Genomic DNA, 24,877 nt, shown 5'->3' on the forward strand with positions numbered 1-24,877 from the left:
AATAGAAAAATGGTAGTCGATAGGGTGAACGTGAAGGCGGGGGGGAAAAACGGCAATAAAAAGTCATAGTTGCGGACTACAGCATCCTCAACTATGACTAATTATATTATCTAAATTTAACAGAATAGGTTTCAGTCCGGAGCCCATCCTCCGATTTTACTGTGATCACAGCAGCGTCCTCTTCTTCAGATACCTGATAAGAGGCAAATAGGTCGTTGGTTACTGCTGTAACAACAGGAGATTTCGATGCTTTTTCCATCACATCATAAGTAAATTGGTCAGATTGGAAGTCCTTTAGCGGCTTCCCATCGATTAAGATGCTCTCAAGCGTTGAATCATCGCCAATGCTTGGTTCAGCCTTCGTGACATCTCCTTTTCCAAATACCTCAATTTCCGAAATCGCAATGCATGTATTCGGCATCGCTTTCATCACCACTCGGACCTTCGATGTGGTCACTGGTACAAAGTTCACCGTTAAGTCCTTTTTCGCATTCACATCTAATTGGGTACCGTCGATGGCCTTCCATTCGGTACCATTCCAGTACTCAAGCTGTAGGGATGCTGGTGGTCTCGTTCCACCCCCATCATCATAAAAATGGAAATCGAGTTTAGAAATAGTGTCTTCACCCCCAAAATCAATTGCTACCCAATCTTCTGACCTCCAGCTGTTTGGATCCCAATTCGTCCAGCGAATGGAAGAGATATCACCATCGTTAACATTTGCGGCTTTATCATACTGTCCTGTAAAGGAAGCGGTTGCCTTTGGAAACTCTTGTCCAGAGCCGGGAAGGTTTAAGGCAATGTTCTGCAATGCCGGTTTGGTGACTTGCACATTGGCAGTTACTTTAACCGGACTATACGGAATCGAGCCTTTTACGGTAAATTTGGCAAGCGTTTCATACTTGCTTGGGTCTATCGTTTCCCAATTCACACGTACGTTTCCTTCTGTACCGATTTCAAGTTTAGCAGGAACAAAATCAGGCAGTTCCGGCGCTTTACCTGGTACAGTTTTCACTTTAATTGGTTCGACACTTTCCACTTTGCTGACGGTAACATTGGCAACTGCCGAGATGTTCGTTCCTTCTACCTTGCCCTTCACGGTAAAAATGGTTTCCCTGTCATATTGATCAGGGTCAACCGGCTCCCATTGGACCGCTTTTTGCACTTTTTTCCCGTCACCGTAAATAGCAGTTATCTCCTGTGGCAGTTCCGGTGCGATTTTTTTCTTCGTTACAACGACATTGGCAGGCTCAATTTCTACAATTCCGGACTTGTCGATTTTCCAACTCTGATTCTTTCCAGCATTCGCTGACCAGACGTCCACACCAGCATCTTCTTTTGTTGACGCGCCGCCAACTTCCAGCAGCTGACCGTTTGCTGCGTTAATGAACGTGTATTGCTGATTGCCTGAGGTGGATAACATCCACTTTTGGCTGACAGTGTTTTGATAGGTTTGTTCCACAGCGGACCCATTTTCTACACCAATTACTTTGCCACTGTTGGTGTCGACGATTTTATATAATTCCTTGGAGCTGTATCCATTGGTCACTTTTTGAAGGCTCCATTGCTGGCTCGCTTTATCGCGGTCATAGGATTTTTGCACTATCTTGCCATCCTGAGTGATATCCAGGACCTTTCCACTATTTAGATTGCTAATTTTGTATTTATCATGATTATTTAAGAAACCGTCATCCTTGTTGACTCCAGAAACACCGGATACGACGAATGTTGTAATCGATTGTGCGGGAACCACCGCTGCTAATTTTTCATCTTTTACCTTGATGTCTTCTTTTTTCTGCAAATTATCGGTGGCCGATGTTACATATGGCGTTGCCGAAGCTGTACCATTTATCGTTTCAAATCCAGATAAGTCAAAGTCGACTACTTTTTGTTCCGCAGATGAATTGGTATAAACGACGACAACGGAGTTATCTTTCGTATCAATGGCGGCCAAAGTATTTTGGTTGTTTGTGTTGATAAACTGGTCGCCAGGGCGGATAAATTTACTGTAGTTGCCCACTGCGTAGTATTTTTTATTTTTGTATATTTTAAAATTGCTGAAATCCTTTGCGGCAAAATCAACCTGAATCAGACCCCAGTTGCCATTTTCATGCTCAGGCCTCATGTTTACCTCATCTTCCACTGCTTGCCAAAGCACCCATGCTTCCGGCTCGAGCTGCTGGATATCCGCCTGGATTCTTTCCGATATAGCAAGCCCTGGCTTGATGTCCTCATGGTTCTGGCCGCCGACACTTAGGTCAACCTCCGACATCCATAGTTTTTTCCCCGCACCCTTGGCAATATCTCTGGCACCATTTCTTTCTCCCGTTCCGTACGTATGTACATTCAACTGCCCAATATTATTTCGGGTTTCCGTATTGTAGGCATCCCAATTGGATCGAAATTTTGATGGATTGGTTTCGTCCATTGCCGAGACAACGGTATTCAAACCTTTTTCGGTTAATTGTGTTTTCACCTCATTAATCATTTTCGCTTGTGATGCCGGTGCCCAGTGTGATCCTTCCTGTCTGCCCTTGGCTCCCCAATAGTTAGTATTGGGTTCATTTACCGGTGAAAGCGTTTTAAATTGAATGCCTGTTTCTTGCTGTATATGGTCCACAACTCCTGTTAAGTAGCTGGCAAAATTCGTGTATTGATCAGGCTTCAGGTTATCCTTATTTGAATCCCAGTTTCCAGATACGTATCCACTTTGAGTCATAAAGTATGGTGCCGAGTTTGAAAAGGCCTCAAACGTATCTGCTCCTCTAGACTTAGCTGCCGTCAGCCACCAGCGTTGATTGGCATCAGCGTTCCAATTCCAATGGTCAGGATTTTTTGGGTCCCACCAATTTGTCGGCTCTGTCCAGCCTTCTGTGTTTCCATTTGGCGGACCAAATTCAGCAGGCCGATTCCAATAACCTGGGACTGCTCCGCCAAGACGCATGTATGGAGTGGTTTCTGGTGAATCACCACCGCCTATATTATAACGAGCAATATTAAAATTAAGTCCATCCTTGCCATAAAGGGCATCAGCTACTTGGTTTTTGATTTCATCGGGCCAGCCGCCCGTAATATTGGCAAACCATACAAGGGCCGTTCCCCAACCATCAAATGGTGCCTGTTGGTAGCTTGGGTCTAATTTCACCGTTTCTGTTACTGTGCTCGATGGATTTACTTCAGCGGCAGATCCCTTAGTTGAGGCAGATGCGAGCAGACTAAAGGTAAGGGCAGCGGCCGAGCCGCATGTTAAAACCTTTTTAGCCATTTGTTTAAAATTATTTTTTGCCATGTTTGTATCCCCCTTTTACTATTTTCCTAGATTAAGACAGTTACGTTTATGATCACCTCCCAAATGGTTATTGGTATAGAAACCGGTTTCCATACTAACGAAAAAAAATATATCAAGTAGTTTTGTATGAATAAATTTTATATAAGGATACGTGCTGTTATTTTTTTACATAGAAACCGGTTTCTTTATAAAAAAGATGTCTGTTAATTCTGAATACTTATCTTGAGTATTAATATAAAATTTGCCATGGATGCTGTCAATACGAAAGGAAAATTTCGGTTCATTGTTCCTATATAAAATAGGACTTAGGGACTCCAAAGACATTTGCTTAATATAAAAAAAGAAACAGAAGAACTCTCCTCTGCTCCTTAAACATTTATTTTTCTTTCTCCAATCTCCTTAAGGCCAGCACGGATAAGCAGGAAGACAACTACCCATGAAGCTAGCATTAGAAAAATCTGTCCGAAGGGGAACATTCCTGTTATAGGGGTGTCCCATACTGCATGCATTAAAACCACTAAGATAAAGACGCGTAAAAACCTAAAGCGGAATAGCATGTTAAATTTAAATGGCTCGTCCCCTTGAACTCTGCAGAATGATGCACCAGTCAGAGCAGCCCAGGCAATATGTCCGCCAGGAGCAAAGATCCCTCGCCATAGGATCGTGTTGTAGAGAGTTGCACCATCTCCAGAAAGCAGTGCCCTTAGAGCATACCCAGCTGTTTCGAACGCTGCAAAACCTGCTCCGACTGCTGCACCGATGAGAAGGCCGTTTAAAATATATCTGTATTTTCGGTATCGAACAAACGTAATCACCGTTATTGCTTTGGCAAGCTCCTCAGCAATTCCAATCGTAATCGGATTAATAATGTTTTTCAGAATATCGAAAAACACGAGTGCGACTAACATGGAGAGAATCCCACCGATCATCACGACGTATATCACTCGATAAAAGGCAATATTTTGCGGAGCATTCATCTCCCAGAAGAAGATTAACGTTGTAAACGGAACAGCAAAAGCACCAACAATAATGAGTCCGGGTATAAAGTTCACATTTCTAAAATAGCTCACACCTAGGTAAAATCCTGCGAATGCAAGAAGCGAAATGATGAATACCCTTGCAAAAAGCCATGGTTTTGGCCAGGTGTCCTTCACTTCCGAAATTTTTGGTGTCGTAAGCGCAGTTCCTACGATAAACAGCCGGTCCGCTTCCAGTTCGCTATGATTATGGAAAACACGCGAAAATATGTTTTGAAATTTTGGTTCAATCGATCGTTGGAATCTTGGGACCATATCTACGTAATGGGCAAACTCATAAAAAAAGCTATTTTCATTCTCTTGTGTGTTATTTTTAATAAACTTTTCTCCGCAGCTTAAGCAGAATTTCACACCATCTGGATTGGTATAAACACATTGCGGGCATTTCAAAAAACTTCACCCCTCTTGGTTAGCAAAAACATCCTCAAATAGAGGATGCCCAATAATAGGTAAATTATTTGAATACACGTTCTATCCACAAAAATCCGCTGACCTGCCAAGGCAAGTCACCGGTTACCTGTGCAGTTAGAGAATATCCTTTTTCAACGAGCTTTTAATCAGCTTCATTTCTCCTTTTTTAGGGATGAATTCACTGATGTTTTCATATTTTTCTTCCCTTTTTAAATGGTTTTGGTCCTGGGTCATATATTCCTTAAAGGAGCAGCAAAAGAGTTTACGGGCAACTCTTCCTTTATCACCAATGAGGTTGAACCAATTTTGCCCAACATAAAATGGATTCGTTACTTTTTTATCAATGAGCTCATTAATACGATCCTTTTCTTCCCCTGGATTAAATTTTGTTTTAGAAGAAAGGGCCAAGATAAAATAGTTTTTATACTTATCAAATTCTAGTAATTGAAGATGGTACTTCTCACGCTCCATTTGATTGAAATCTCTCAGAACTATTTTGATACTTTTTTCAACATCAATTTCAAATTTACTTGCATCTTTCCAGGTCGATAAACGGGAATCAAAAATGGACAGTGTTAGTATATAATAGGCTTCAAAATTTTTGGGATCAAATACTTTATTTCCAACTTGTCTTTCATCTTCCGGTACAACAATATAGTTTTTATAATCAGCAAAGAAATTTTCAATCATATCGTATACCCTCTTTCATATCTTGATAAAATTAATGAATAATTCGAAATTATATAATATATTCCTTTATTAAAATCAAAAATCCTGCTAATTCTTCCAAAATTCCTCACCTTTCAGGATTTTTAATTATATAGTCCCATAATAGAATGAATAATTTGTCGTGTATTCGAAAATGCAGCTCCACTGATATCGAATTTTGCTTAAGATTTTCGTCATAAAAAAATGGCTCAGTAAAGTGAATACTAAGCCATTTTTTATTGTATTGCTTTAAAGCCTATACATTATGTATGAAGCTCTCATTCTTAGTTAGATTAGTTACACTACAAACTAGGCTAACACCTTACATATTTGCGTTTAAAACCAAGTTTCCCTCGATCTATTTCCTTTTGAATATTTTCGGAAGCAAGCAAAATACTGCTTTTTTTCTTGTCCCGTTTGATTTCTACTGGGCCGACTGCCTTTGCAGTTTCAACCGCCTTATCATGGAGTGGCAAATAGGAAATTCCTACTGTGTAGATAAAATTATTCATAGCGGATTTTGTTCGTTCAGGAGAATCGTGAATCATATTTTCCACCTGATCAAGCATACTGGCAATCTTGCTGGCGCTAAATTCACTATCCGGTCGATTACCCAAAAGCCAGCAGTAACAGCTCCAGCCTGCCGACATTCTAAGTTCTTCACCACTTGCGATCCATTTATCGGCAACATCTTGCGCAATATCAGTTTCAGCCAACGTTACAGCAACCACATAATCGGAAAGCATATAAAAATACGCCCCATCCATCCAACGCTCAAAATCTGCCTCAGTCATTACCATTGGGTCCGCTATGATGCCGGCAAAATACATGGCATCATAGTTCCCGGTGGCGTAAAGCTGATCGGCTAAAGGCTGATTTTTCTTGATTTTCTTTGCGAGCGGCTTCATTACACCTGTAGCCACCCCAAAAACCGGCTCATGTGCACCATTGCTTATGTAAGTCCTTTTCATTCGTTCCTTGCCAAGCGCTTCCAGTTCCTGCATAACCATTTCGAAATCCATCGTTTTGCACTTCCTTCCTTTTCATCCATCAAAATGAACAATCCTACTTTTTATCCTTTTGATCATGGCATTCAACTACACCCATTTTTATAAATTTTACTATGAATTAAGTGAAGTGAATAGAGTAAGGCTACTACTATGTGTTTTTTCCGATTAAAAAGGAATTCGTATACTTTGCAAAAAATACCATAAAATAATTTTGGAATAACGAACGAAACAAAACTTGAGAGTAATAGGAGGGAATTTCTTTTGGGGATTTTCGGGAAAACAAAGAGAAACATATCCGCTGCGGAAATTTCTGCTCTTTGGCATCAGTATATGGGTGATAGTATGGCAATATGCGTTTATAAATATTTTCTTAAAATTGTTGAAGACAAAGAAATAAAACCTATATTAGACACTAGCCGCTAGGGCGCTGGACTGGACAATTTTCAAAGTCGAAATTTATACTTTCTAATCTTGTAAACAAGCAAGGCCGATTGGCCCTGCTTGTTATTTGACAATTACTTTTCCAACCATACCTTCCTGGAAATGGTACCTACATATCAAGTCATATGTACCAGGATTCTTCGGATTCACGGTAATAGTTTTTTCTTTTCCCGGCTGGACTTCGGTGTCAATACTGAGCTTTTCCACTGTGAAGGTGTGCTTTTTCTTACCTTGGTTTTTCAAAATCAGCGTTGTCGTTTTTCCATTCGGAATCGTGATGACACTCGGATTAAAGGAATCATCATGCAACTCGACCTCTATCGCTTTCACTGTCTCAACAGGCCGTGTTACGACGCCGGATTCAGCGAATACATCAAGTGAGCCTGGAGTTGTCATAACCAAAATCATCCCAAACATAACGACCAATCCAGTTAACCACTTTTTCACAGACATTCTCAATCCCTCCTTTCCTAAGCACTATTGTTTTCCAATTGATACAATTTTATCACTTTAATTTGAGTTCCAACGTGTATCAAATAGTAACTCTTTTATCTGAAACAGCGACAAAGAAAAAAGATCGCCTCTAATGACGATCTTCTGGAATCCATTCTACTTCAATTAATTGCAGGTTACTGAATACGGAAACCCCTTTATACATTAAATTACCGTGGAGTTTTTATTTTTTACACTTATTAAATTGTCTCTATTCAATTTGATATTTAATTTTTCGGAACCCAAGAGCATTATTGCAATAAAACCTGCAATGACAAATGGGAAGATTCCTATTGTCGAGTGTGCTGCAATGAAACCAAGAAGTGGCGGCAGGAACGTACTACCTGTATAAGCAACGGCCATTTGATACCCCATGATAGTTTGGGAATGTTCCTGCCCAAATCGTGTTGGCGTTTCATGCAACATACACGGAAATATCGGTGCCAATCCTAATCCAACCATAATAAAACCGACAAGCGAGAAAGTGGGAGGCAATGGTAGGAGTAGGAATGCGGCACCAGCTAATGCTATTATTTGCCCCACCCGAATGAGCGTGCGGTTACCTATTTTCAAGGTAATAAAGCCTGTAATAAATCTTCCGATTGTGATACCCGCGTAATACAAGGAAACCCATTTTGCCGCTGCATCTACGGATAATTCTTTAACATTTACCAGGAAACTACTTCCCCAAAGCCCCATTGTTGCCTCCGCACCACAATAAAACAAGAAAGATATCAAAGCTAGCTTAACTCCCCTAATTTGCAAAGGTTTTCGATATTTAGCATCTGCTCCATATAATCCATCATCTGTATTTTCTGTCTCATTAGAGATCACAATGCTGTTTCCTCTCACCTTATTCCATAAAGGCAAAGTGAAGAAAAGAATGACAACTAATACAAACTGCAGACCAGCGATGGCAAGATACCCGTTTCTCCAAGAATGTTGCCCTGTAATAAACTGAGCCATAATTACGGGACCTAGTGTAGCCCCAACTCCCCAAAAACAATGAAGCCAACTCATATGGTGTGCTTTGTAATTTGTCGCTACATAATTGTTTAATCCCGAATCAACGGCACCTGCACCTAATCCAAGTGGTATGGCACAAATAAATAACCAAAAAAGCGAAGGAGCAAATTGAAACCCAAGCAGTGCTCCAGCAGTCATTAAACAACTGAAAAATGTGACAATGCCCGTTCCGAAGCGTTTAAGTACAACTCCACTAGCAAAACTGGAAATGATCGTTCCCCCAGCGATTGTCATAAAAAGCAAACCGGCTGTCTCAAAGTGAGCTCCAAATTCCGATTGCATCAAAGACCATGACACTCCCAACAATGAATCAGGTAAACCTAAGCTGATAAAAGCCATGTAGATAATTACTAAAAAGAATGTAGCCATTATAACCCCGCCTTTAAATTTTTTGTAATAGGTATTGATTTGTCTTATCTGTTTATTCCGGTGATCATGAGATCAAGACCAAGACTTTGTAATCCAAATAAATAATCTTGTTTCCAATCACTCATTATAAGTTCTGGAAGATGCTCTGCTGGAATATACTTTGCACTTCGGTCTAAAATTTGGTCTAGGATAAATTGGTTGACTTCATCATCACAAAAAATAATTGTATGAGGATTAATGATAGCTACAAAGGAAGCTACTAACCTGCTAATGGCGTCGACCTCATAGTCCTCACATATAAATGCTTTCATAGGCCTGTTTTCATTTTGCAAAGCCTGGCCAAAATTTTGGTCATCGTACTGTGGAACGAATGAAACCTCTCCTGAAAAATTAGTGTTACCTCGTACCACGACTCCATTTACCATAATTCCAGCACCTGGACCATTTTGACCTGAATATAAATAAACAAGAGATTTATTTTTCTTATTTCCCTTACTATCGTAATATCCAAGCACCGCCGCATTCATATCGTTCTCTATTACAACAGGTATTGAGAAACGACTTTCCAAGTATCCCTTCAAATCGAAGTTTTGAAGGTGCTCATACCCCGGTATATAAATAATCCGTCCATCATCCACGGAACCAGGTACACCGATGGATACACAACTAATATTTGGATATTTCTCTCTGATCTCTTCAACACAGTCGGTTAATAATCGTAAATCTACATCTGCTAAGAGACTTGAGGTTTTTCCAACATTCTTCACTTTACCTAAACAGTTAAAGACAATATAATTTGTCTCTGTCCTCTCTAAAAAGATTGCCATACCTAACATATACTCTGGATTATATGTATATCTTTTTGCCCTTCTTCCACCACTCGAATCATCAAGACCAACTGAAATCAGTTCACCATCCTTTTCCATCTGGGTTAAGAATTTACTTATGGTAGGGAAACTAATTTCTAATTTATTGCTAAGTTCAACTTTTGTTGCACTGCCAAGTTCTAAAAGAGATTTACGAATACCGCGAAGGATTTCCTTCCCTATCGATTTTGGAGTCGTATTCACAAAGGTCACCGCCTATTAAAATGGACTTATTAAAGAGATTTAATAAGTATCAACCAAAAAACTTATTAAATCTCTTTAATAAGTCGTGTTGATAATATATCATATAATTTTTCCGGAAACAATGGAGATTATAAATGGAATAGCTCTGTATTCAAAATTCAGGTGCCATTTTTAAACTTCCTGAACTGTCAGTGGAACAAGAAAAAAAGGCTGCGCAGCAACCATTTTTTAAACTTAAGACCCCGTTTGTTTATGCGAATTAATTTATTAAATTCATTTGTATTGATGTATTATTTACTAATAACAATCGATAGTTTATAGCTCACAAAATTACTTAGGCTTGTCAAAAAACCATCTAATATTTCATTGGATGGAAATTTGCATTCGAGAAGATAACAACTTTCTCCACTAATTTTGTAGTTGTTTATGACGTAATGTTCTTGTTTTTTAACGAACGACAAATAAGGTTGATGGTTCGTGCTTTTCGTATAAATATGTATAATAGCGTGAACAGAATACCCCATTTTTGCTTGATTGACTTTTATGCTATACCCCTCAATAATCCCTTTATCCTCTAACTTCGCAACCCTGGCTGAAGCAGCCTGTCCAGTCAAATGGACTTTTTCACCCAATTCCTTCATCGTGATACGGCTGTTCTTGGAAAGTTCATCTATGATTCGTATATCCGTGCTATCTAACATTTATTCAATTCCTTTCAATAATCAAGTGAAACCGCAAAAAGACTTGATTTTTTCTATGTAAGTAAAAAGCGGTCCTATTATAAACTATATGTACATTAAAAAAAAGGAGCTAAAGAATATGAATCTACAATTAATTCGTAATGCAACATTAGTTGTCCAATATGCAGGGAAGAAGTTTTTAATAGATCCATTTTTGTCTGAGAAGGGTACTTATCCGCCCTTTCCCAATTCATTAAGGCAAGATCAAAATAATCCTTTAGTCTGCTTACCAACCTCCATTGACGATATTATTAAAAATGTTGATGCTGTTATTGTAACTCATCTACACTTAGATCACTATGATGATGCTGCCAAAGAAGTTTTGCCAAAAGATATAAAAATGTTTGTACAAAATGAAGAAGATGCTGGAATAGTTAGAAACGATGGGTTTCAAAATGTAGAGGTTCTAAAAGAAGATACAGTTTTTGAAGGGATCCAATTAATCAAAACAAAAGGCGAGCACGGAAGAGGAGAAATATTAAAGCTTGCTGGTCTAGTGTGTGGTGTTGTCTTCAAGCACACAAATGAGAAAACTTTATATGTTGCTGGAGATACAGTTTGGTATGAAGCGGTCCAAGAAGTAATTGCAACACATAACCCAGAAATCATTGTTGTAAACGGTGGAGATAATCAATTCCTACAAGGTGGTTCGCTAGTTATGGGGAAAGAAGACATCTATGAAGTTTACAAAACTGCCCCTAATGCAAAAATTATTTCTGTCCATATGGAAGCTGTCAATCATTGGACCTTATCGAGAGAAGCATTGAAAAGTTTCATAAATGAAAAAAAAATCTCATCAAATGTTTTGGTGCCAGATGACGGAGAATCATACTTATTCTAAGTATCAGATCAGACAGAAATAATTTTTTTCTGTCTTTTTTGATTCAACGAACCTCCCGTAAGCACAAGAAACTTTAAGTACAATTCTTATATTGAAATATCCATAAAAATTAGACCCTTAATCTAAAAAAAATCTAAACTATAAAACAGTGGGAAACGAATGCTTCCCACTGTTTTTAACGTTATTTAGCTGGTGTTTTCATTAATTGTTTTGAAAAGTTGACTGATCTAATTTCACTAACAAATGTAGAGCCTAATAGCAATACACCACCAAGCATTTGAACAATTGTCATTTGTTCTTGCAGGAAAATTGCAGAAATCAATATAGCTACAAATGGATCTAAATAACTTAGCATAGCTATACTCTGTCCTTTTAATTTTTCCATACCAGAGAAAAATAACCAAAATCCAATCCCTGTATTGATGATCCCTTAAAATTAAAATAAAAGGAATGGAAGAACTTGATACTTCAAAGATACCAAAGCCGGAAGTCAAGAAAACATATGGCATTAGAAGTAAAGTGGTTGTTCCAAGCTGAATGATGGTCAGCTCTAACTTTTCCATATCTTTAATAAATTTATTTAAAAGCAATAACGCAGCATAAAATGCAGCTGCGATTAATCCAAAGGAAAGTCCAAGTATATCATCCGATTTGGATGCACTCACGCCTTCTCCTACAATCATTAACATACCTATGATCGCTACACCAATACACACAATTTTTTTAATGGATAATTGTTCCCGAAGTACAAAGGGAGAAAGAATCATCACAAACACAGGTGCAAAGTAATAACCTAGCGTTGCATTGGCAATTGTCGTATGGTCATACGATTGATAAAGAAAAATCCAATTTCCTCCCAATGCAATACCTGAAAGAATCAAAAATAAAGCATTAGATTTAACTAAATTCCATGATATTTTTTTCTTAATCATGAAGAATATTAACAGTAAAAATAAGCATCCTATGAAACTGCTTAGTAAAGCTCTTTCGCTCGAAGATAGATCAATGTATCGAACAACTAAACCAATTGTACCGAAAATAATCATTGATAATATAAACTGAATTTTAGATTTCATCGTCTCCTCCTACGAATCTGCGAAAAAGCTTATATTTCGCAGATTCTTAAGTTTTTACCATTTTCACATCCAATTTTTGATTGATCTCGATACAGTCCTCCATTGAAAATGCTTCATCTGTATTCACTTGTTCAAATGAAATCTGTAACTTTGTCTATGATTCTTAGACCATTTCTAGTAGCGGAGACTTATAGCTGTCTGGTGCTTTTTCCATAATATCACTCACTAAAAAACATCTTTATATACCTTTTCCTTTCCTAACTTGAATTTCTGATAGTAATAACATATCATATTGATGTGTATTACAAAAACGAATGTTTCTCATGATATGTATGACGAAACCAGATGGGAAAGGAAAAGAGATATGAATATCCAAAAATATATGGCATTTGTCAAAGCAGTAGAATTTGGTAGCTTTACAAAAGCTGCCGAAGCATTGGACTATACACAGTCTGGGATCAGCCGTATGATTAACGATTTAGAAACGGAATGGGGGGTTTTCCTTTTCGAAAGAGGACGTGCCGGTATCAGTTTAACCTCGGATGGCTTAAAGTTACTGCCCCAATTAAAGCGAATCTGTAATGAGCATGAAATCTTAATGACGCAGATCGAAGACTTACACGATATGCAGTCTGGGATGATTCGTATTGGGACATTTTCTAGCGTAGCAACCCATTGGCTCCCTAACATTATTAGAATTTTTAAGAAGGATTACCCAAAGATAGATTTTGAACTTCTGCTTGGTGATTATACTGAAATTGAAAGCTGGATTCTAAATGGACGTGTTGACTTCGGATTTGTGCGGCTACCGACAAAAGCAGAACTTGAAACTATCTTTTTGGAGCAAGACCGTTTGCTGGTAGTGATTCCGGAAAATCATTCGCTTGCTAATTGCGAAAAGTTTCCAATCAACGACTTACTGAACAGTCCGTTTATGCTATTGGAAAAGGGAGCAAAAGCAGAAATCTCTGAAATTTTTGAGAAGCACCATATTTCGCCGCAAGTTAATTTTACAACATGGGATGACTATGCAATTATGTCTATGGTGGAAAACGGGCTAGGAATCAGTATATTACCAGAATTGATTTTACAGCGTATTCCTCACAAAATTATAGCGAAAGAGCTTGAAGTTCCTGCTTTTAGAAGTATTGGTATTGCTACGAGAGAGCAAAAATCACTTTCCCTTGCGTCCAAGAGATTTTTAGAATATTTATCATTTAGGAACAGAGAGTGAAAAAGTGTGATGGGGAAATCATTTAATCACATTGTTAAAACACCACATCATTTTGCCTTGTCGAAGTCCGATGGACTTACTGGCTCCTGGCCTTGGACCGATTGAGATCCTCTGTAACTGCCCCTTAGTACAGTAAGAACAGCTTTAGAAAGATCCCTTTTGATCAAGAAAGCGATATAAAAAATTCCAATCCAGGTATTCTTGAAAGGAATCAGGTTTGTTTTTTGTTTTCAAGTTTTGATTTTATGTTGTTATTTTGAGATATGATGATATTGCTAAATATTGTTGTTGCAATAATGCCTAAAATCGAAAAAAAGACAATAGCAGCAAAGTTGGTATTATCACGCATAACAGTTCCTCCCTTTATGTTAGGTATAGTTTGTTTTAAACATTTAATTATTATTCGTTATAAATACTTCGAGTATTAAATGCAATAGAAGAGAAGGTGCTTGTTCATTTAACGGGACAGCATTCCTGTAATGAGTGAAAATGAAGTTTGAACAAAAAAATAACCTCTTGGTAGAATAAGAGTGTCCTAAAGCTCCCCAGCGAAAAGGACACCACTCAAATACCAGGAGGATTTAAAATGAATTATAACCAAAATAAGAAGATTGCTCAAATTACTTCTCAAACCCTGATTATAGGGGTGGATATTGCAAAATTTAAGCATGTGGCACGTGCCCAGGATTTTAGAGGAATAGAGTTTGGATCACCTTGTTATTGGCTTATTCGTAGGATTTCAAAGAAAGTACGAGTACCGGATTTATTGTGCAAAAGGGCTCAGACCCGTTCCGTTAGAAAGACCGGCCTCTACCACTTGGATAGGTGTATCGAAGGAATGATAGGGCATTTGATCCGTTGAGACATGGGAGTGAAAACCTCCAGGGGTAGCGTGGAGAATACGTACATTATATGGAAAACATTGGATTTATTTCTGATCCTTTATTTAAGTACGCCTTCAATCAGCCTTCGTGTCTAAAATCTCATTCAATCAAACCCTTATAGTCCTTTCAAGTGTTTTGAAATCCTGCGAATTAGTGAGTATTCGAGAGATAATTGTATCTTACTGAGGGAGCTAAATAAGAATTAGGCTGTTGCAGCAGAGCGATTTAATGATTGTTGTTAAGCAACATTAGTTTACCTAATCTTACTGCTATAGATACTTCAGTCGAGGAATTCACCGAAGGTGCCTACCATATTACCGACAAATCAGTTTTGAGATTTCCTTGTTCAAAAAGTAAAAATGCAACTTCAATTCGTAATTATTGCTACCCTTGTCTATAATAAAAGGCAGCTCTATATAAAGTAGAGCTGCCTGAAAGAATTGATATTTTTTATAGTCTTTATTTTTTTAAATGATAAGGAACAGTCGTGATAATAACATTTCTCCGAAACAGTAAGTAGGCCCGAATCAGTAAACTTGATTGATTATGCAGAATATTGTGCCAACCTTTCTTTGTAATAAATTGTGGGATGATTACTGTGACTCGGTAATTCGATTCACTAGCTTTATGTTCAATAGTATCAACAAATTTGGTAAGAGGATTAATGATACTTCTGTAATGCGAGTGCAGCGTCACCAGTCTTACATCTGGTTGCCACTTCTTCCATTTTTCTTCAAAGTTTTTCTCGTCATCTCTTTCAAAGGAGACATATACTGCAATAATTTGATCTTGAGAAAGTGATTTTGCATAGTTGATCGAATTCGCTACCACATTAGTCATGCCAGCAACAGGAACTATTAGTACATTTCCTTCAATTGGCATCAATGGTTCACAAGTTGTGAGGCTAAGCTGGGCACCGACTGCTTCATAATGCTTTCTAATTCGGTAGAAAACAAAAAGAATAATTGGTAAAAAAACTAATACCGACCATACTTGAGTGAATTTAGTTAAAAAGAACATCATTGTGACAATAAAGCTAATAATGGCCCCTATTGTATTAATTATTAGTTTTGGAAACCACCCCTGAGGCTTCTCGCGAATCCATTTAACGATCATTCCGGTTTGGGACAAGGTAAATGGAATAAACACTCCAACAGCATAAAGAGGAATTAGATGCTCTGTTTCTGCCTGAAAAGCAATAATTAAAATGATTGAAGTGATGGCAAGTATGATAATGCCATTTGAGTATCCCAATCGGTCTCCTCTAACAAGAAACATCCTTGGAATAAACTTATCTTTTGCAAGATTAACTGCCAGCAATGGGAAAGCAGAATAACCAGTATTTGCAGCAAGGATTAAAATTAATGCTGTAGTACCTTGAATAAAAAAGTACATGAAATTGCGACCGAAAGTCTCCTCAGCAATCTGTGATACAACGGTTACCTCTGCTCTTGGCGTAATCCCATAATAGTAGGCTAAATAAATAATTCCTGAAAATAATATGGCAAGTAATGCGCCCATCATCATTAACGTTTTGGAAGCATTATTAGGTGCGGGATCTTTGAAGTTAGGAATTGCATTGGATATAGCTTCAACCCCAGTTAAGGCGGAACTTCCCGAGGCAAACGCCCTTAAAAGAATAAACAAACTGATTCCGGTAACAGGTGTACCAATTGGGGGATGTAATTCAGGCGAAACTCCTCCTGTTAGAATATTATAAATTCCCACACCAATTAATATGAACAACGCTAATACGAACAAGTACACGGGGTAGGCTAAAATTGATGCGGACTCCGTTACTCCTCTTAAATTTAAAATTGTAATTAAAATGACGAATACAATGGCAATTTCGACATTAAATTTATGTAAGTTCGGAAAGGCAGATGTTATAGCGTCAGTACCAGCAGACACACTTACAGCAACAGTTAGTATGTAGTCTACCAATAGAGAGCCTCCAGCTATTAAGCCAGGATTTACACCTAAGTTATTTTTTGAAACCACATATGCTCCCCCACCGTGAGGATACGCGAAGATGATTTGCCTATAAGACAAGATAAGAGCTGTTAAAAGTATTAATACACCAACTGCGATAGGAATTGAATACCAAAATGCAGCTGCACCAACTGTAACTAAAACTATCAGTATTTGTTCAGGACCATATGCCACCGATGATAGAGCATCAGATGAAAGTATAGCTAATGCCTTCGTTTTGTTAAGTTTCTGTTCTCCTAATTCATTGGATTTTAAAGGACGTCCAATTAAAAACCTTTTTAAGGCTGAAATCATTAAATACTCACCACCCAATAGTGTTAATAGTTTTATATTACCCTTTAAACGGTAATTTCCACAAAAAGAACAATATTTTTATATAAATAAAAAAAGTGCCTACAAGCCATAGTAAATAGACCTGTAGACACGTCATTTTTCTTGTATCACAAGCTCCACCTTCCTTCTCATTTAACGCTTACGAGGTTAGCTGTCGGATTCGGACCTTTGAGTAGCCCTACCTTAAAAGGATTCACCCCGTGGATTAAATAACAACCCACAAAAATGGTTCCCCCGTACCATATGGTTTCAGCGACTTAAGAATTTGAAACTGTGATTATATTACTCCTGTAAGTAGCAAAAGTAAATGAAATTTATGTAAAAAGATTAAAACTTTAGGACAGTGGTAATGTTAGTAATATAGATATTATTTCAACCTCGTAGAAGATTTTAAAATTCCACACGGAAATGAGGAATTATATGTTCAAAGAAAATAGTCCCTTTTTATCTGATGACTTTTTAGATGAATTAGCTAAAGAAATTAACAAACAATTTGGACGTCCTACAAATGAACAATATGTAGAGCCTACCAACAATGATATTGATTAAATTGCACGCTAAGACGGAATAACTTAAATATTGAATCTATAAACCGCATTGAAGCGGTTCTTTTGTTGTCCTCTGCTTACTAAACTAACCTGACCGTTAGCTGAAGAAAAAACCTGCTTCGATGGCAGCTGGATTATCAACATAAGCACCCGTCAGCTTAACAAGCAGCAGCTCTTTAATTGCACTCTTCCTTGAACCCTCAGGGGTGGACTTTTGTAGTTTGTATGTAATTAATATTCACGGATCAGATATAAAGGATAAAACCTAATCGCTCATTGATTTCCTTAATGAGAAAATTAGAGGTGCATAATGAAGAAACCAAAGATGCTATTAATATTACTGTTTGTTCTACCCTGGCTTTCATTCCCTATATTAGGTCGGAGAACAATAATTAGATTTTTACCCGCTACTATTTTTATTAGTGTCATCTCAAAAATATTATACACGATAGGTAAAAAACGTAGGTGGTGGTTGTTTTATACAAAAGTAAATCCTAAAATAAGCGGTGACACTGCATTTGTATTTGGTCCTTTCTTTCTTTCAGCACTCTGGATTCTTAAATTGACATACAGTAGATTTCCTTTGTATCTAATTACAAATATCATAGTTCATATATTATTTGATGCAATAAGGGTCTTTTTTTTGCCACCTTCTTCTTCAACTATCCTGTTACTTTAATAAGCTATCGGAACTAAAAAGGCATAGGTTCCATTTTTCAACACCAAATAAAAATTCATTCTATTTCTTTGGCATATGCAGCTTCAATTTCCTTACACAACTAAGGGAATTGTTTCCTCAGGATAAACCGAGTGTTTTTTTGTAAATAATAAGATTGTTAAATAATAAAATGCGGAGGAATTCTATGCAACAGGAACAAGCTAAAGAGAATGTGGGTTCTATTATGAGACCAGAATTTGCCGGAACTGATGCACAAAAAGTAAAACAAGAAATTCAAAAAGATGTAAGCCAAGGACAAGGTGCAATGACTTCCCGAGAGGCAGGAGCAATGCAAGATTAAAAAACCACTCTGAGTGGTTTTTTATTTTTCCTTCACTCTTTCACCCGTGGTTACTTTAATTGAATTAACTTGTCAAACCGTTTAGCTATGTTTCAATAAAATAAAATTTTTATTCAGCTCCCTTTCATTAATTGATATCCTGATTGCTAAGTCACTAGTTCGTAAAACATAATCTTTGACACCTATAAATTCAGATTCAGCAATCAAATAGAATTGTGTTCCCTTTTTTATTCCATTAAAATTATTCTTTAGCTTATATACCTTCATTATCTTACCTAGCTACTCCCCATCATCTTTATTAAATCTGACATATAAACACTTGTATTGCTTTTATAAGTCTGCCAGCATTTACAAAAATTCCAGTTATGGATCTTCATAAATCCACATTGGATTATTCAAGAAACTTTAATCACCTACTGCTATTATTGTCTTATCGTTTAATTTCTCCGTATAGGGCACCTAAACTATCTGCTTGCACACTTTTATCCATACAAGACCACCTTTTTCCATATTAGGTATTCTCTACATTATATCAAATCTTTTCAGCTAGCCTGCTCCTTTGGTTATTTACAAAAAGAGCCACCCGATTGGTAGCCCTGATTTTCAAGTACACGCCCCCGTTAGCTTAAGTTCAATGATTAACAATTAAAAAAGCTGCCCCAATATGAGTATCCCCATAGCTGAAGCTAGGGGTTTCGAAAGAATAGGCTTTAAAGCCGCATTGTCTTTACGAGGGCTACCACAAGTCCCGCTACTACATCAGACCGAGGTCTTCAGCTTTGCCTTTCTTTTCTTTATGATGATTATTTTTCGTGGGGATTGGAGGAACTGTTTTCTCTCCAGTCCTTCGAAGACATCATTGGTATGTTTACGGACAATATTAAAAGCTCCATTCACATCGGCATGGATCAAAATCTTAGAACCTTTGATTTTGTAAAAAGCTCGACTGCTTCTATACCCGCTAAAATTAGTTTGGTGCTCTTCCCCGTAAGTTGGAATCGGGTCATGATTCAAGAAACTAGACTTGGAGGTATAGCTTTCTTCTCGAACAATGACTTGAATTCCATGTCGCTCTGCTTTGTATCGAATCATTCCTATGAAAGTGGTATAGGGGATTTGTATGAAGGTTTGTTTAGTAGTCTTTTGCATATCAACCTCCATCTTCCAACCCTCATTTTTTCCAATGATGATTGTATCAATGGTTCTTTCTTGAGCAATCTCGACCACTTTTGCACTAGCCTTATGTAAAAAATCCATGACTCGAATATTTCTTTTTCGGTCTAATGAAATTAATCTTGTCGTGTGAAACTTCCCTTCCTTTGGTCCTTTTCCATTTCGAAGGATACTCATGTATTTGGCTCTTAATTTGTTATAGTATTGATTGATCGATTTTAACCATTTGCCCTTGATAAGCAGAGGCTTTAGCCCCGTGTTATCGATGATAGTTGCCAGGTTATCTACGCCTAATCAATACCCATTACTCGGTTCGGCTCAAATACCCACTCATTTAATTGTTTTTCTGATCGTTTGATCTCCTTTTCCTGTTCACTTTTAAAAACGACTTCCATTACATACCGCCCATAGGACGGGACAATCCGCACTTGTTGTAGTTTACCATCTATATGTGCGATTTTTCCCAGTTTTAATGTAAGAGGAGTTCCTGGTAATGAAAGCATATTTCCATTTTTAATTTTGGTAATTTGATTGGTTAAATAACAGGTCGTGCGTCCATTTTTCGATTTGTATTTTGGAATCTTTGGCTTTCCGGAAAAGCTAGTAGGCATGGTTTTATATTTCTTATAGGCTTCGAAGAAACTTTTCCAATCATCATATACCTTTTTTATTGTTTGTTGATTGGACTGAGAGGGCATAGAAAGGTAATCGGTTTGTTTCATCACTTTAAACAGTGCTTCTACAAAGGTATAGGGAAGGAATGCTTTCTCTGGATGGGGCATTTCAAAAAGCTTTGGTTTTGGCTCCAAAACATGACCATTATTATCGACTTTTTGAGGCTTAGATTTGGCTCTTTCAAAACTTTTTAGACGAATTTTATTCATTTGAGGTAAATGGACTTGAATATCTGTTAGAACTTGAAGTTGATTTTCATTTCTAGTTTCTTTTTTTAAAGCTGTGTAAACCTGTCTAATATAGTAATTGGTGATATTGTACAAGTTTTTCGCTTTAAAACAGAGTGAGTCACAGTAGTCGAACAATTCATGTTCCGGCTGAATTTGTATTTTATAGGATCGATACATTTCGTACACTCCTTTTTTACAGGAACAAGTGTTCTATTTGTAATTCCATTATACCAAAGAATTTCAAAGAATGTATAGTAAAATTACTTGCATTATCCTAAAAAAACGAACAAAAATACAGCATATATCCCCATATCCAAAGCTAGGGGTTTTACGCTGCTTTTTGATAAATAGAACAAGGAGCAGCGGCCTTAGACCACTGCTCCTTGTTCTATTTATTGCCAATTTACATTTCCCGCCATGATGGTTACAGGAATAGAGATCGATTCGACTAATGGAACTCTTTTCACCTGCCCTTTTTTTTCAAATAATAAAGACTCCTTTTTATTTCCTTTTCTACTTTTTGAAAAAACGTCTCTAAACCCTTATTAGCTCCACCCTCTAATACCCGCTGACCTGCCAAAGCGATGGCACCTTTTACCTGTGCTTCAGCTTTACAGTTTAGTTGGGTCGCCCCTTGTTGATCATTAAAATAAAGTTCAGCTTTACCGGAAATTTCTCCGATATTACCCGTTCCAATTACTTGTAATTGAAGGATGGAGGATGGCTTCTTCTCATGGAGTCGAATCTCAAGGACAAAGTGATCTTGTATGGGGCCCATTTTTATCTCCACTTCAGCTTGGTATACACCTCTGGTCACTTCTGAAAAAGACTTACAACCAGGGAGTGAGTTCCGCAGCACCTTTTCATCCTTGATATATTTCCACACAATGTTCCTTGGAAGCCCGAATGTGTATTCGTACGCGAATTTCACTGTTCCCCCTCCAATTGACCACAAAAATTACAATCAATTATATGTATTCAATTGGATTGTAAATGGTTAAAAGGAACTGAATATGCTGTTTTTTATGATTGGCCGTCTAAACGGTATGAAGGACAAATCTCGCAGCAAAAACAATAAATTTGTCTTTCGCCTATCACGATGAAGAATTCATCTCTGATTCTCCTATTATTAAAAAAAGCCTACTTCCACTGGGAAATAGGGTCTTACTCTTTTCAGATATTTTATTGTGAGAGAAGCTGCTGCGCAACTATATAACCTGATCCGCCATTCACTCCATGTCCAGGCCAGGTTGCGGCACCGAGCATATACACATTTGGAATAGCTGTCTGATGACCCGGCTGCCCTGGTAATGGTCTAAAAAGATAGCTTTGCGCCAAATCGTGCGCCCCGCCGTAGGGATCCCCCGGTCCTGCGTTCGGGTTAAACCTGGCAATCGTATCTGGGGTGACGACATGTTTTCCAATCACCGCACTTGGGATGTTTGGGATATGCTTACTCACCACATTTAGCACGCGTTCTGTGAACCGCTCGGTTAAATCATGCGTCCATGTACCATCTCCGACATCGATAAGGTTAGCCGCATCCCTACGTGGACGGATGGGCACTTCCAGCACTTGAATGCGCATGATTGCTTTTCCTTCCGGTGCTCTCGTTGGATCGAGGTTGGTAGAACAATCGACTGTAAAGGTAGGATTAGACGGAAGCAGATTGGCCGCCCCTTGGGCAATCGCTAGAGTAAATCCGTCCAGTCCATCTGTTAGATGCGGCTGCCCGACACGGTTAAACCGTTTATCTGGCCAGTTTGGCGGCTCACTTAGTGCTAGATGAATTTGGACGCAGCCACGGCCATATCGGTATTGTTTCGCTTGTGCCCGAAGTGGTGGTGAAATCTCTGTATCGGCCAAGAGCGAGAGATAGAGCTGATCAGGTGTGGTTGAGGCCACGACTGCCTGCTTAGCACGATACTTTTTCCCCTTTGAAGTTCGGACGCCAATCGCTCGACCGTTCTCCACTAGGATCTGCTCAACATGAGTATGGGTAAGAATCTCGCCGCCTTGATCCTTTATCAGTTGAGATAATGCTTGAACCAGTTTCTCACTACCGCCTTCAGGTATCGGCATCCCACCGCCCATCAGTGCCAGCACCGTCAGCGGTACCCAAATCCCGCTTCCGACTTCATCCGGCGTGCGGCCAAGGTGTGTGACCCAGGAAGCCAGCATCGCCCGCGTCACCGGTGACTGAAGAGAACTGACCGTATTACGGGCGGTTGTAACTAGCGAGGCAGCGAAAGTCGAATAGCCCGCCCAGCCCCCTTCGTGAAGCAAGCGCTTCAGAATCGGTGCAGCTTCAGGACTGGAGAGATCCATATTGAATAATCCAAATACATCGTTAACATATGGATTTAACTGTTCAAACATGCCGGCAAGTGCTGCGCCGTCTCCGGGAGCAAGCCGTTCTGCCTCAGCGATGAGCTCTTCAAATGAACTAGGCAGGACAGCAGTTCGTCCGTCTTCCATCGAAACACCGGTCGGCAGGTCCGTATTTATGTATCGGAGCCCGCGTGCTTCTAGATCCCCTCTTAGTTCAGCGTAGGCTGGTCCGGTTGTAAAGAGAGGATGTGCAGCAGCAAACACATCATGTTTGAACCCTGGCAGCGTCAGTTCTTCGGTACGCAGAAATCCGCCCGGGCGATCATTTTTTTCTAAAACTAGGACGCTGCGACCCGCCCGCGTTAAATAGGTAGCCGTAATTAAAGCATTATGGCCGCTTCCAATCATAATGACATCAAAGTTATCCATCAAATCTCTCCTTTAATAGGATCAAGCCATATCTACGTAAAAAGATATTCTGGAGGATGGATACTAAGTACTAAATCTAGTGCTTTTATAAAAAATTTTAAGCAGTTACTACCAATAGTGAGACACTTCAAGAAAACCTTGCTTTGTTAGATTGAATGTGCAATTTTTTGCGAAATGCAATCAATAAAAAAAGGCAGCAGCTCGTCCTGTGTAAAGAATCAGCAGATCATATCCAGTCATTCAACTACACCTCTATTTCAAGGCTAACAAATGATTAATCTCTACTGCATATACATCAAGGGCAGCCTGTAATGCTTGTCCACGATTAACGTTTACTCCGTGACGAATTAAAACCGCTTCTAGTGCACCTAGAACAGCAAGAATATTTTCTTTACGGCAGCTATATCCCATAGTTCCTATTCTCCAAATTTTTCCGTGAAGTGGGCCAAAGGAGGATGCTATTTCAATACTAAATGCATCGAGGAGCATTTTTCGTACGGATTCACCATCCACACCGCTCGGAATTTCTATACAGGTTACACACGGCAGTTTATGTTCCTCATCGCCAAACAGATTCAATCCCATTGCCTCTAGCCCCGCCACTAACGCTGTTTCATGATACCTATGGCGGTCAAATCGCTCATCTAGTCCTTCAGCTAACACCAGTCTCAGTCCCTCGTACAAAGCATAAATCATTGAAGTGGCCTCGGTATGATGATTGAGTCTTCTTGGGCCCCAATAATCTTGAAGCATACTTAAATCAAAATAATTGCTTGCAATCGGATGTCTGCTTCGGGAATAGAGCAGGTCCTCCTCTGTCGCTATCCCGCGTTCGACCTTTTTACGAGCAGTAAGGATACGTTCAATTCGTTCATTAAAAGTGATTGGTGCCATCCCAGATGGAACGGACAAGCATTTTTGGGTACCGCCTATTAAACCGTCAATATACCATTCATCGGTTTTGACTTCTACACCACCGATTGAAGCAACAGCATCCACCACGAACAATACGTCCCGTTCACGACATGCCATTCCAATCTCCTTAAGAGGCTGCATTCTACCTGTGGACGTCTCTCCATGAACAATCGCTAAAATTTTCGGAGATACCCTCTCTAATTCATCGATTACAGTTTGCGGATCAAACACTTCTCCCCACGGGCATTCCATTGTATATACTTCCGCACCATATCTTTCACAAATCTCTACTAATAAATGACCGAATCTCCCATAAATCGGTACAAGCACCCGATCTCCTGGTTCAATGATGCTGCAAAGGATCGCTTCATTTCCGGAGCGCGAAGTGCCATCGATCGGAAATGCCCACTGGTTCTTCGTTTGAAAAACTTGGCGAAGCATTTCCATGACTTGGTTCATAATATCCGTAAACGCCGGATCAAATTGTCCTAAAATAGGTGTACTCATGGCCCGTAAGACACGGGGGTCCACTTCAACCGGTCCTGGGGTCATAATGGTTCGCATTGGTGTTTGCAGCTCTGAAAAAGTCATTTCTAACATCTCC

21 protein-coding genes, 1 pseudogene and 1 riboswitch are annotated in these 24,877 nt (G+C 38.8%); of the genes and pseudogenes, 6 read left to right on the forward strand and 16 right to left on the reverse strand.

Going from position 1 to position 24,877, the window contains the following annotated elements; genetic code table 11:
• Positions 1–106: 106 nt before the first annotated feature.
• From QF028_RS14690 to QF028_RS14705, 4 genes are all read right to left on the reverse strand, one after another.
• Positions 107–3,289, reverse strand: a complete 3,183-nt coding sequence (locus QF028_RS14690) for a glycoside hydrolase (protein WP_429466465.1) — start codon at positions 3,287–3,289, stop codon at positions 107–109.
• A 368-nt stretch (positions 3,290–3,657) separates the two neighbouring features.
• Positions 3,658–4,716, reverse strand: coding sequence for a PrsW family intramembrane metalloprotease (locus QF028_RS14695; protein ID WP_429466467.1), 1,059 nt, complete (start codon positions 4,714–4,716; stop codon positions 3,658–3,660).
• A 135-nt stretch (positions 4,717–4,851) separates the two neighbouring features.
• Positions 4,852–5,427, reverse strand: coding sequence for a hypothetical protein (locus QF028_RS14700; RefSeq protein WP_429466469.1), 576 nt, complete (start codon positions 5,425–5,427; stop codon positions 4,852–4,854).
• A gap of 332 nt (positions 5,428–5,759) precedes the next feature.
• Positions 5,760–6,467 carry a DNA alkylation repair protein gene (locus QF028_RS14705; protein WP_429466471.1) on the reverse strand — a complete coding sequence of 236 codons (708 nt, stop codon included), beginning with the start codon at positions 6,465–6,467 and terminating at the stop codon, positions 5,760–5,762.
• A 249-nt stretch (positions 6,468–6,716) separates the two neighbouring features.
• Between QF028_RS14705 and QF028_RS14710 the strand changes: the two genes are divergently transcribed.
• A complete protein-coding gene (locus QF028_RS14710) occupies positions 6,717–6,878 on the forward strand; it encodes a DUF3231 family protein (RefSeq protein ID WP_429466473.1) in 162 nt (53 codons plus the stop codon).
• An 81-nt stretch (positions 6,879–6,959) separates the two neighbouring features.
• Here QF028_RS14710 and QF028_RS14715 read toward each other — a convergent pair whose 3' ends face one another.
• From QF028_RS14715 to QF028_RS14730, 4 genes are all read right to left on the reverse strand, one after another.
• Positions 6,960–7,349 (reverse strand): cupredoxin domain-containing protein, encoded by a 390-nt coding sequence (locus QF028_RS14715; RefSeq protein WP_429466475.1) that lies wholly within the window; start codon positions 7,347–7,349, stop codon positions 6,960–6,962.
• A gap of 204 nt (positions 7,350–7,553) precedes the next feature.
• On the reverse strand, positions 7,554–8,783 hold the full coding sequence (locus tag QF028_RS14720; RefSeq protein WP_429466477.1) for an MFS transporter: 1,230 nt from the start codon (positions 8,781–8,783) through the stop codon (positions 7,554–7,556).
• A gap of 44 nt (positions 8,784–8,827) precedes the next feature.
• Positions 8,828–9,853 (reverse strand): ROK family protein, encoded by a 1,026-nt coding sequence (locus tag QF028_RS14725; protein WP_429466479.1) that lies wholly within the window; start codon positions 9,851–9,853, stop codon positions 8,828–8,830.
• A 290-nt stretch (positions 9,854–10,143) separates the two neighbouring features.
• Positions 10,144–10,554, reverse strand: coding sequence for an Lrp/AsnC family transcriptional regulator (locus tag QF028_RS14730; RefSeq protein ID WP_429466481.1), 411 nt, complete (start codon positions 10,552–10,554; stop codon positions 10,144–10,146).
• Between the two features lie 118 nt (positions 10,555–10,672).
• Here QF028_RS14730 and QF028_RS14735 point away from each other — a divergent pair, with 118 nt between their 5' ends.
• Entirely contained in the window at positions 10,673–11,434 is a 762-nt protein-coding gene (locus QF028_RS14735; RefSeq protein WP_429466483.1) for an MBL fold metallo-hydrolase, read from the forward strand.
• A gap of 181 nt (positions 11,435–11,615) precedes the next feature.
• On the opposite strand, the pseudogene QF028_RS14740 reads toward QF028_RS14735, so the two are convergent.
• A pseudogene (locus QF028_RS14740) lies at positions 11,616–12,510 on the reverse strand (DMT family transporter).
• A gap of 364 nt (positions 12,511–12,874) precedes the next feature.
• Between QF028_RS14740 and QF028_RS14745 the strand changes: the two are divergent.
• The gene (locus QF028_RS14745; RefSeq protein ID WP_429466485.1) at positions 12,875–13,744 is read left to right on the forward strand and encodes a LysR family transcriptional regulator; all 870 of its coding nucleotides are present in this window, start codon (positions 12,875–12,877) and stop codon (positions 13,742–13,744) included.
• 211 nt (positions 13,745–13,955) lie between these two features.
• On the opposite strand, the gene QF028_RS14750 is transcribed toward QF028_RS14745, so the two are convergent.
• Complete coding sequence (locus tag QF028_RS14750; protein ID WP_410882879.1) at positions 13,956–14,093, reverse strand: hypothetical protein; 138 nt, start codon at positions 14,091–14,093, stop codon at positions 13,956–13,958.
• Positions 14,094–14,330: 237 nt separating this feature from the next.
• On the opposite strand from QF028_RS14750, the gene QF028_RS14755 reads away from it, so the two are divergent.
• On the forward strand, positions 14,331–14,606 hold the full coding sequence (locus QF028_RS14755) for a hypothetical protein (protein ID WP_429472656.1): 276 nt from the start codon (positions 14,331–14,333) through the stop codon (positions 14,604–14,606).
• A 481-nt stretch (positions 14,607–15,087) separates the two neighbouring features.
• On the opposite strand, the gene QF028_RS14760 is transcribed toward QF028_RS14755, so the two are convergent.
• Entirely contained in the window at positions 15,088–16,914 is a 1,827-nt protein-coding gene (locus QF028_RS14760; protein ID WP_429466487.1) for an APC family permease, read from the reverse strand.
• Positions 16,915–17,073: 159 nt separating this feature from the next.
• A riboswitch (cyclic di-AMP (ydaO/yuaA leader) is annotated at positions 17,074–17,218 on the reverse strand.
• 155 nt (positions 17,219–17,373) lie between these two features.
• Between QF028_RS14760 and QF028_RS14765 the strand changes: the two genes are divergently transcribed.
• A complete protein-coding gene (locus QF028_RS14765) occupies positions 17,374–17,502 on the forward strand; it encodes a hypothetical protein (RefSeq protein WP_168243370.1) in 129 nt (42 codons plus the stop codon).
• An 862-nt stretch (positions 17,503–18,364) separates the two neighbouring features.
• Positions 18,365–18,520, forward strand: a complete 156-nt coding sequence (locus QF028_RS14770) for a hypothetical protein (RefSeq protein WP_214716742.1) — start codon at positions 18,365–18,367, stop codon at positions 18,518–18,520.
• 759 nt (positions 18,521–19,279) lie between these two features.
• On the opposite strand, the gene QF028_RS14775 is transcribed toward QF028_RS14770, so the two are convergent.
• The 5 genes from QF028_RS14775 to QF028_RS14795 form a co-directional block, all read right to left on the reverse strand.
• Complete coding sequence (locus QF028_RS14775) at positions 19,280–19,972, reverse strand: RNA-guided endonuclease TnpB family protein (protein WP_429472349.1); 693 nt, start codon at positions 19,970–19,972, stop codon at positions 19,280–19,282.
• Positions 19,973–19,983: 11 nt separating this feature from the next.
• Entirely contained in the window at positions 19,984–20,775 is a 792-nt protein-coding gene (locus QF028_RS14780) for a hypothetical protein (RefSeq protein ID WP_429466490.1), read from the reverse strand.
• A gap of 286 nt (positions 20,776–21,061) precedes the next feature.
• Positions 21,062–21,529, reverse strand: coding sequence for a CoxG family protein (locus QF028_RS14785; RefSeq protein WP_429466492.1), 468 nt, complete (start codon positions 21,527–21,529; stop codon positions 21,062–21,064).
• Positions 21,530–21,780: 251 nt separating this feature from the next.
• Entirely contained in the window at positions 21,781–23,358 is a 1,578-nt protein-coding gene (locus QF028_RS14790) for a phytoene desaturase family protein (protein ID WP_429472351.1), read from the reverse strand.
• Positions 23,359–23,610: 252 nt separating this feature from the next.
• The gene (locus QF028_RS14795) at positions 23,611–24,864 is read right to left on the reverse strand and encodes a pyridoxal-phosphate-dependent aminotransferase family protein (RefSeq protein ID WP_429466494.1); all 1,254 of its coding nucleotides are present in this window, start codon (positions 24,862–24,864) and stop codon (positions 23,611–23,613) included.
• Between the last annotated feature and the right edge of the window lie 13 nt (positions 24,865–24,877).

Origin of the sequence: Neobacillus sp. B4I6 (genome assembly GCF_050434045.1) — a bacterium.
Taxonomy (GTDB): Bacteria; Bacillota; Bacilli; order Bacillales; family Cytobacillaceae; genus Neobacillus.

Coding starts and splice junctions, on each gene's coding strand:
- QF028_RS14690 (WP_429466465.1), bottom strand. CDS start 3,289: ATGGCAAAAAATAATTTTAAACAAATGGCTAAAAAGGTTTTAACATGC.
- QF028_RS14700 (WP_429466469.1), bottom strand. CDS start 5,427: ATGATTGAAAATTTCTTTGCTGATTATAAAAACTATATTGTTGTACCG.
- QF028_RS14705 (WP_429466471.1), bottom strand. CDS start 6,467: ATGGATTTCGAAATGGTTATGCAGGAACTGGAAGCGCTTGGCAAGGAA.
- QF028_RS14715 (WP_429466475.1), bottom strand. CDS start 7,349: ATGTCTGTGAAAAAGTGGTTAACTGGATTGGTCGTTATGTTTGGGATG.
- QF028_RS14720 (WP_429466477.1), bottom strand. CDS start 8,783: ATGGCTACATTCTTTTTAGTAATTATCTACATGGCTTTTATCAGCTTA.
- QF028_RS14730 (WP_429466481.1), bottom strand. CDS start 10,554: ATGTTAGATAGCACGGATATACGAATCATAGATGAACTTTCCAAGAAC.
- QF028_RS14735 (WP_429466483.1), top strand. CDS start 10,673: ATGAATCTACAATTAATTCGTAATGCAACATTAGTTGTCCAATATGCA.
- QF028_RS14745 (WP_429466485.1), top strand. CDS start 12,875: ATGAATATCCAAAAATATATGGCATTTGTCAAAGCAGTAGAATTTGGT.
- QF028_RS14750 (WP_410882879.1), bottom strand. CDS start 14,093: ATGCGTGATAATACCAACTTTGCTGCTATTGTCTTTTTTTCGATTTTA.
- QF028_RS14755 (WP_429472656.1), top strand. CDS start 14,331: ATGAATTATAACCAAAATAAGAAGATTGCTCAAATTACTTCTCAAACC.
- QF028_RS14760 (WP_429466487.1), bottom strand. CDS start 16,914: ATGATTTCAGCCTTAAAAAGGTTTTTAATTGGACGTCCTTTAAAATCC.
- QF028_RS14765 (WP_168243370.1), top strand. CDS start 17,374: ATGTTCAAAGAAAATAGTCCCTTTTTATCTGATGACTTTTTAGATGAA.
- QF028_RS14770 (WP_214716742.1), top strand. CDS start 18,365: ATGCAACAGGAACAAGCTAAAGAGAATGTGGGTTCTATTATGAGACCA.
- QF028_RS14780 (WP_429466490.1), bottom strand. CDS start 20,775: ATGTATCGATCCTATAAAATACAAATTCAGCCGGAACATGAATTGTTC.
- QF028_RS14790 (WP_429472351.1), bottom strand. CDS start 23,358: ATGGATAACTTTGATGTCATTATGATTGGAAGCGGCCATAATGCTTTA.
- QF028_RS14795 (WP_429466494.1), bottom strand. CDS start 24,864: ATGACTTTTTCAGAGCTGCAAACACCAATGCGAACCATTATGACCCCA.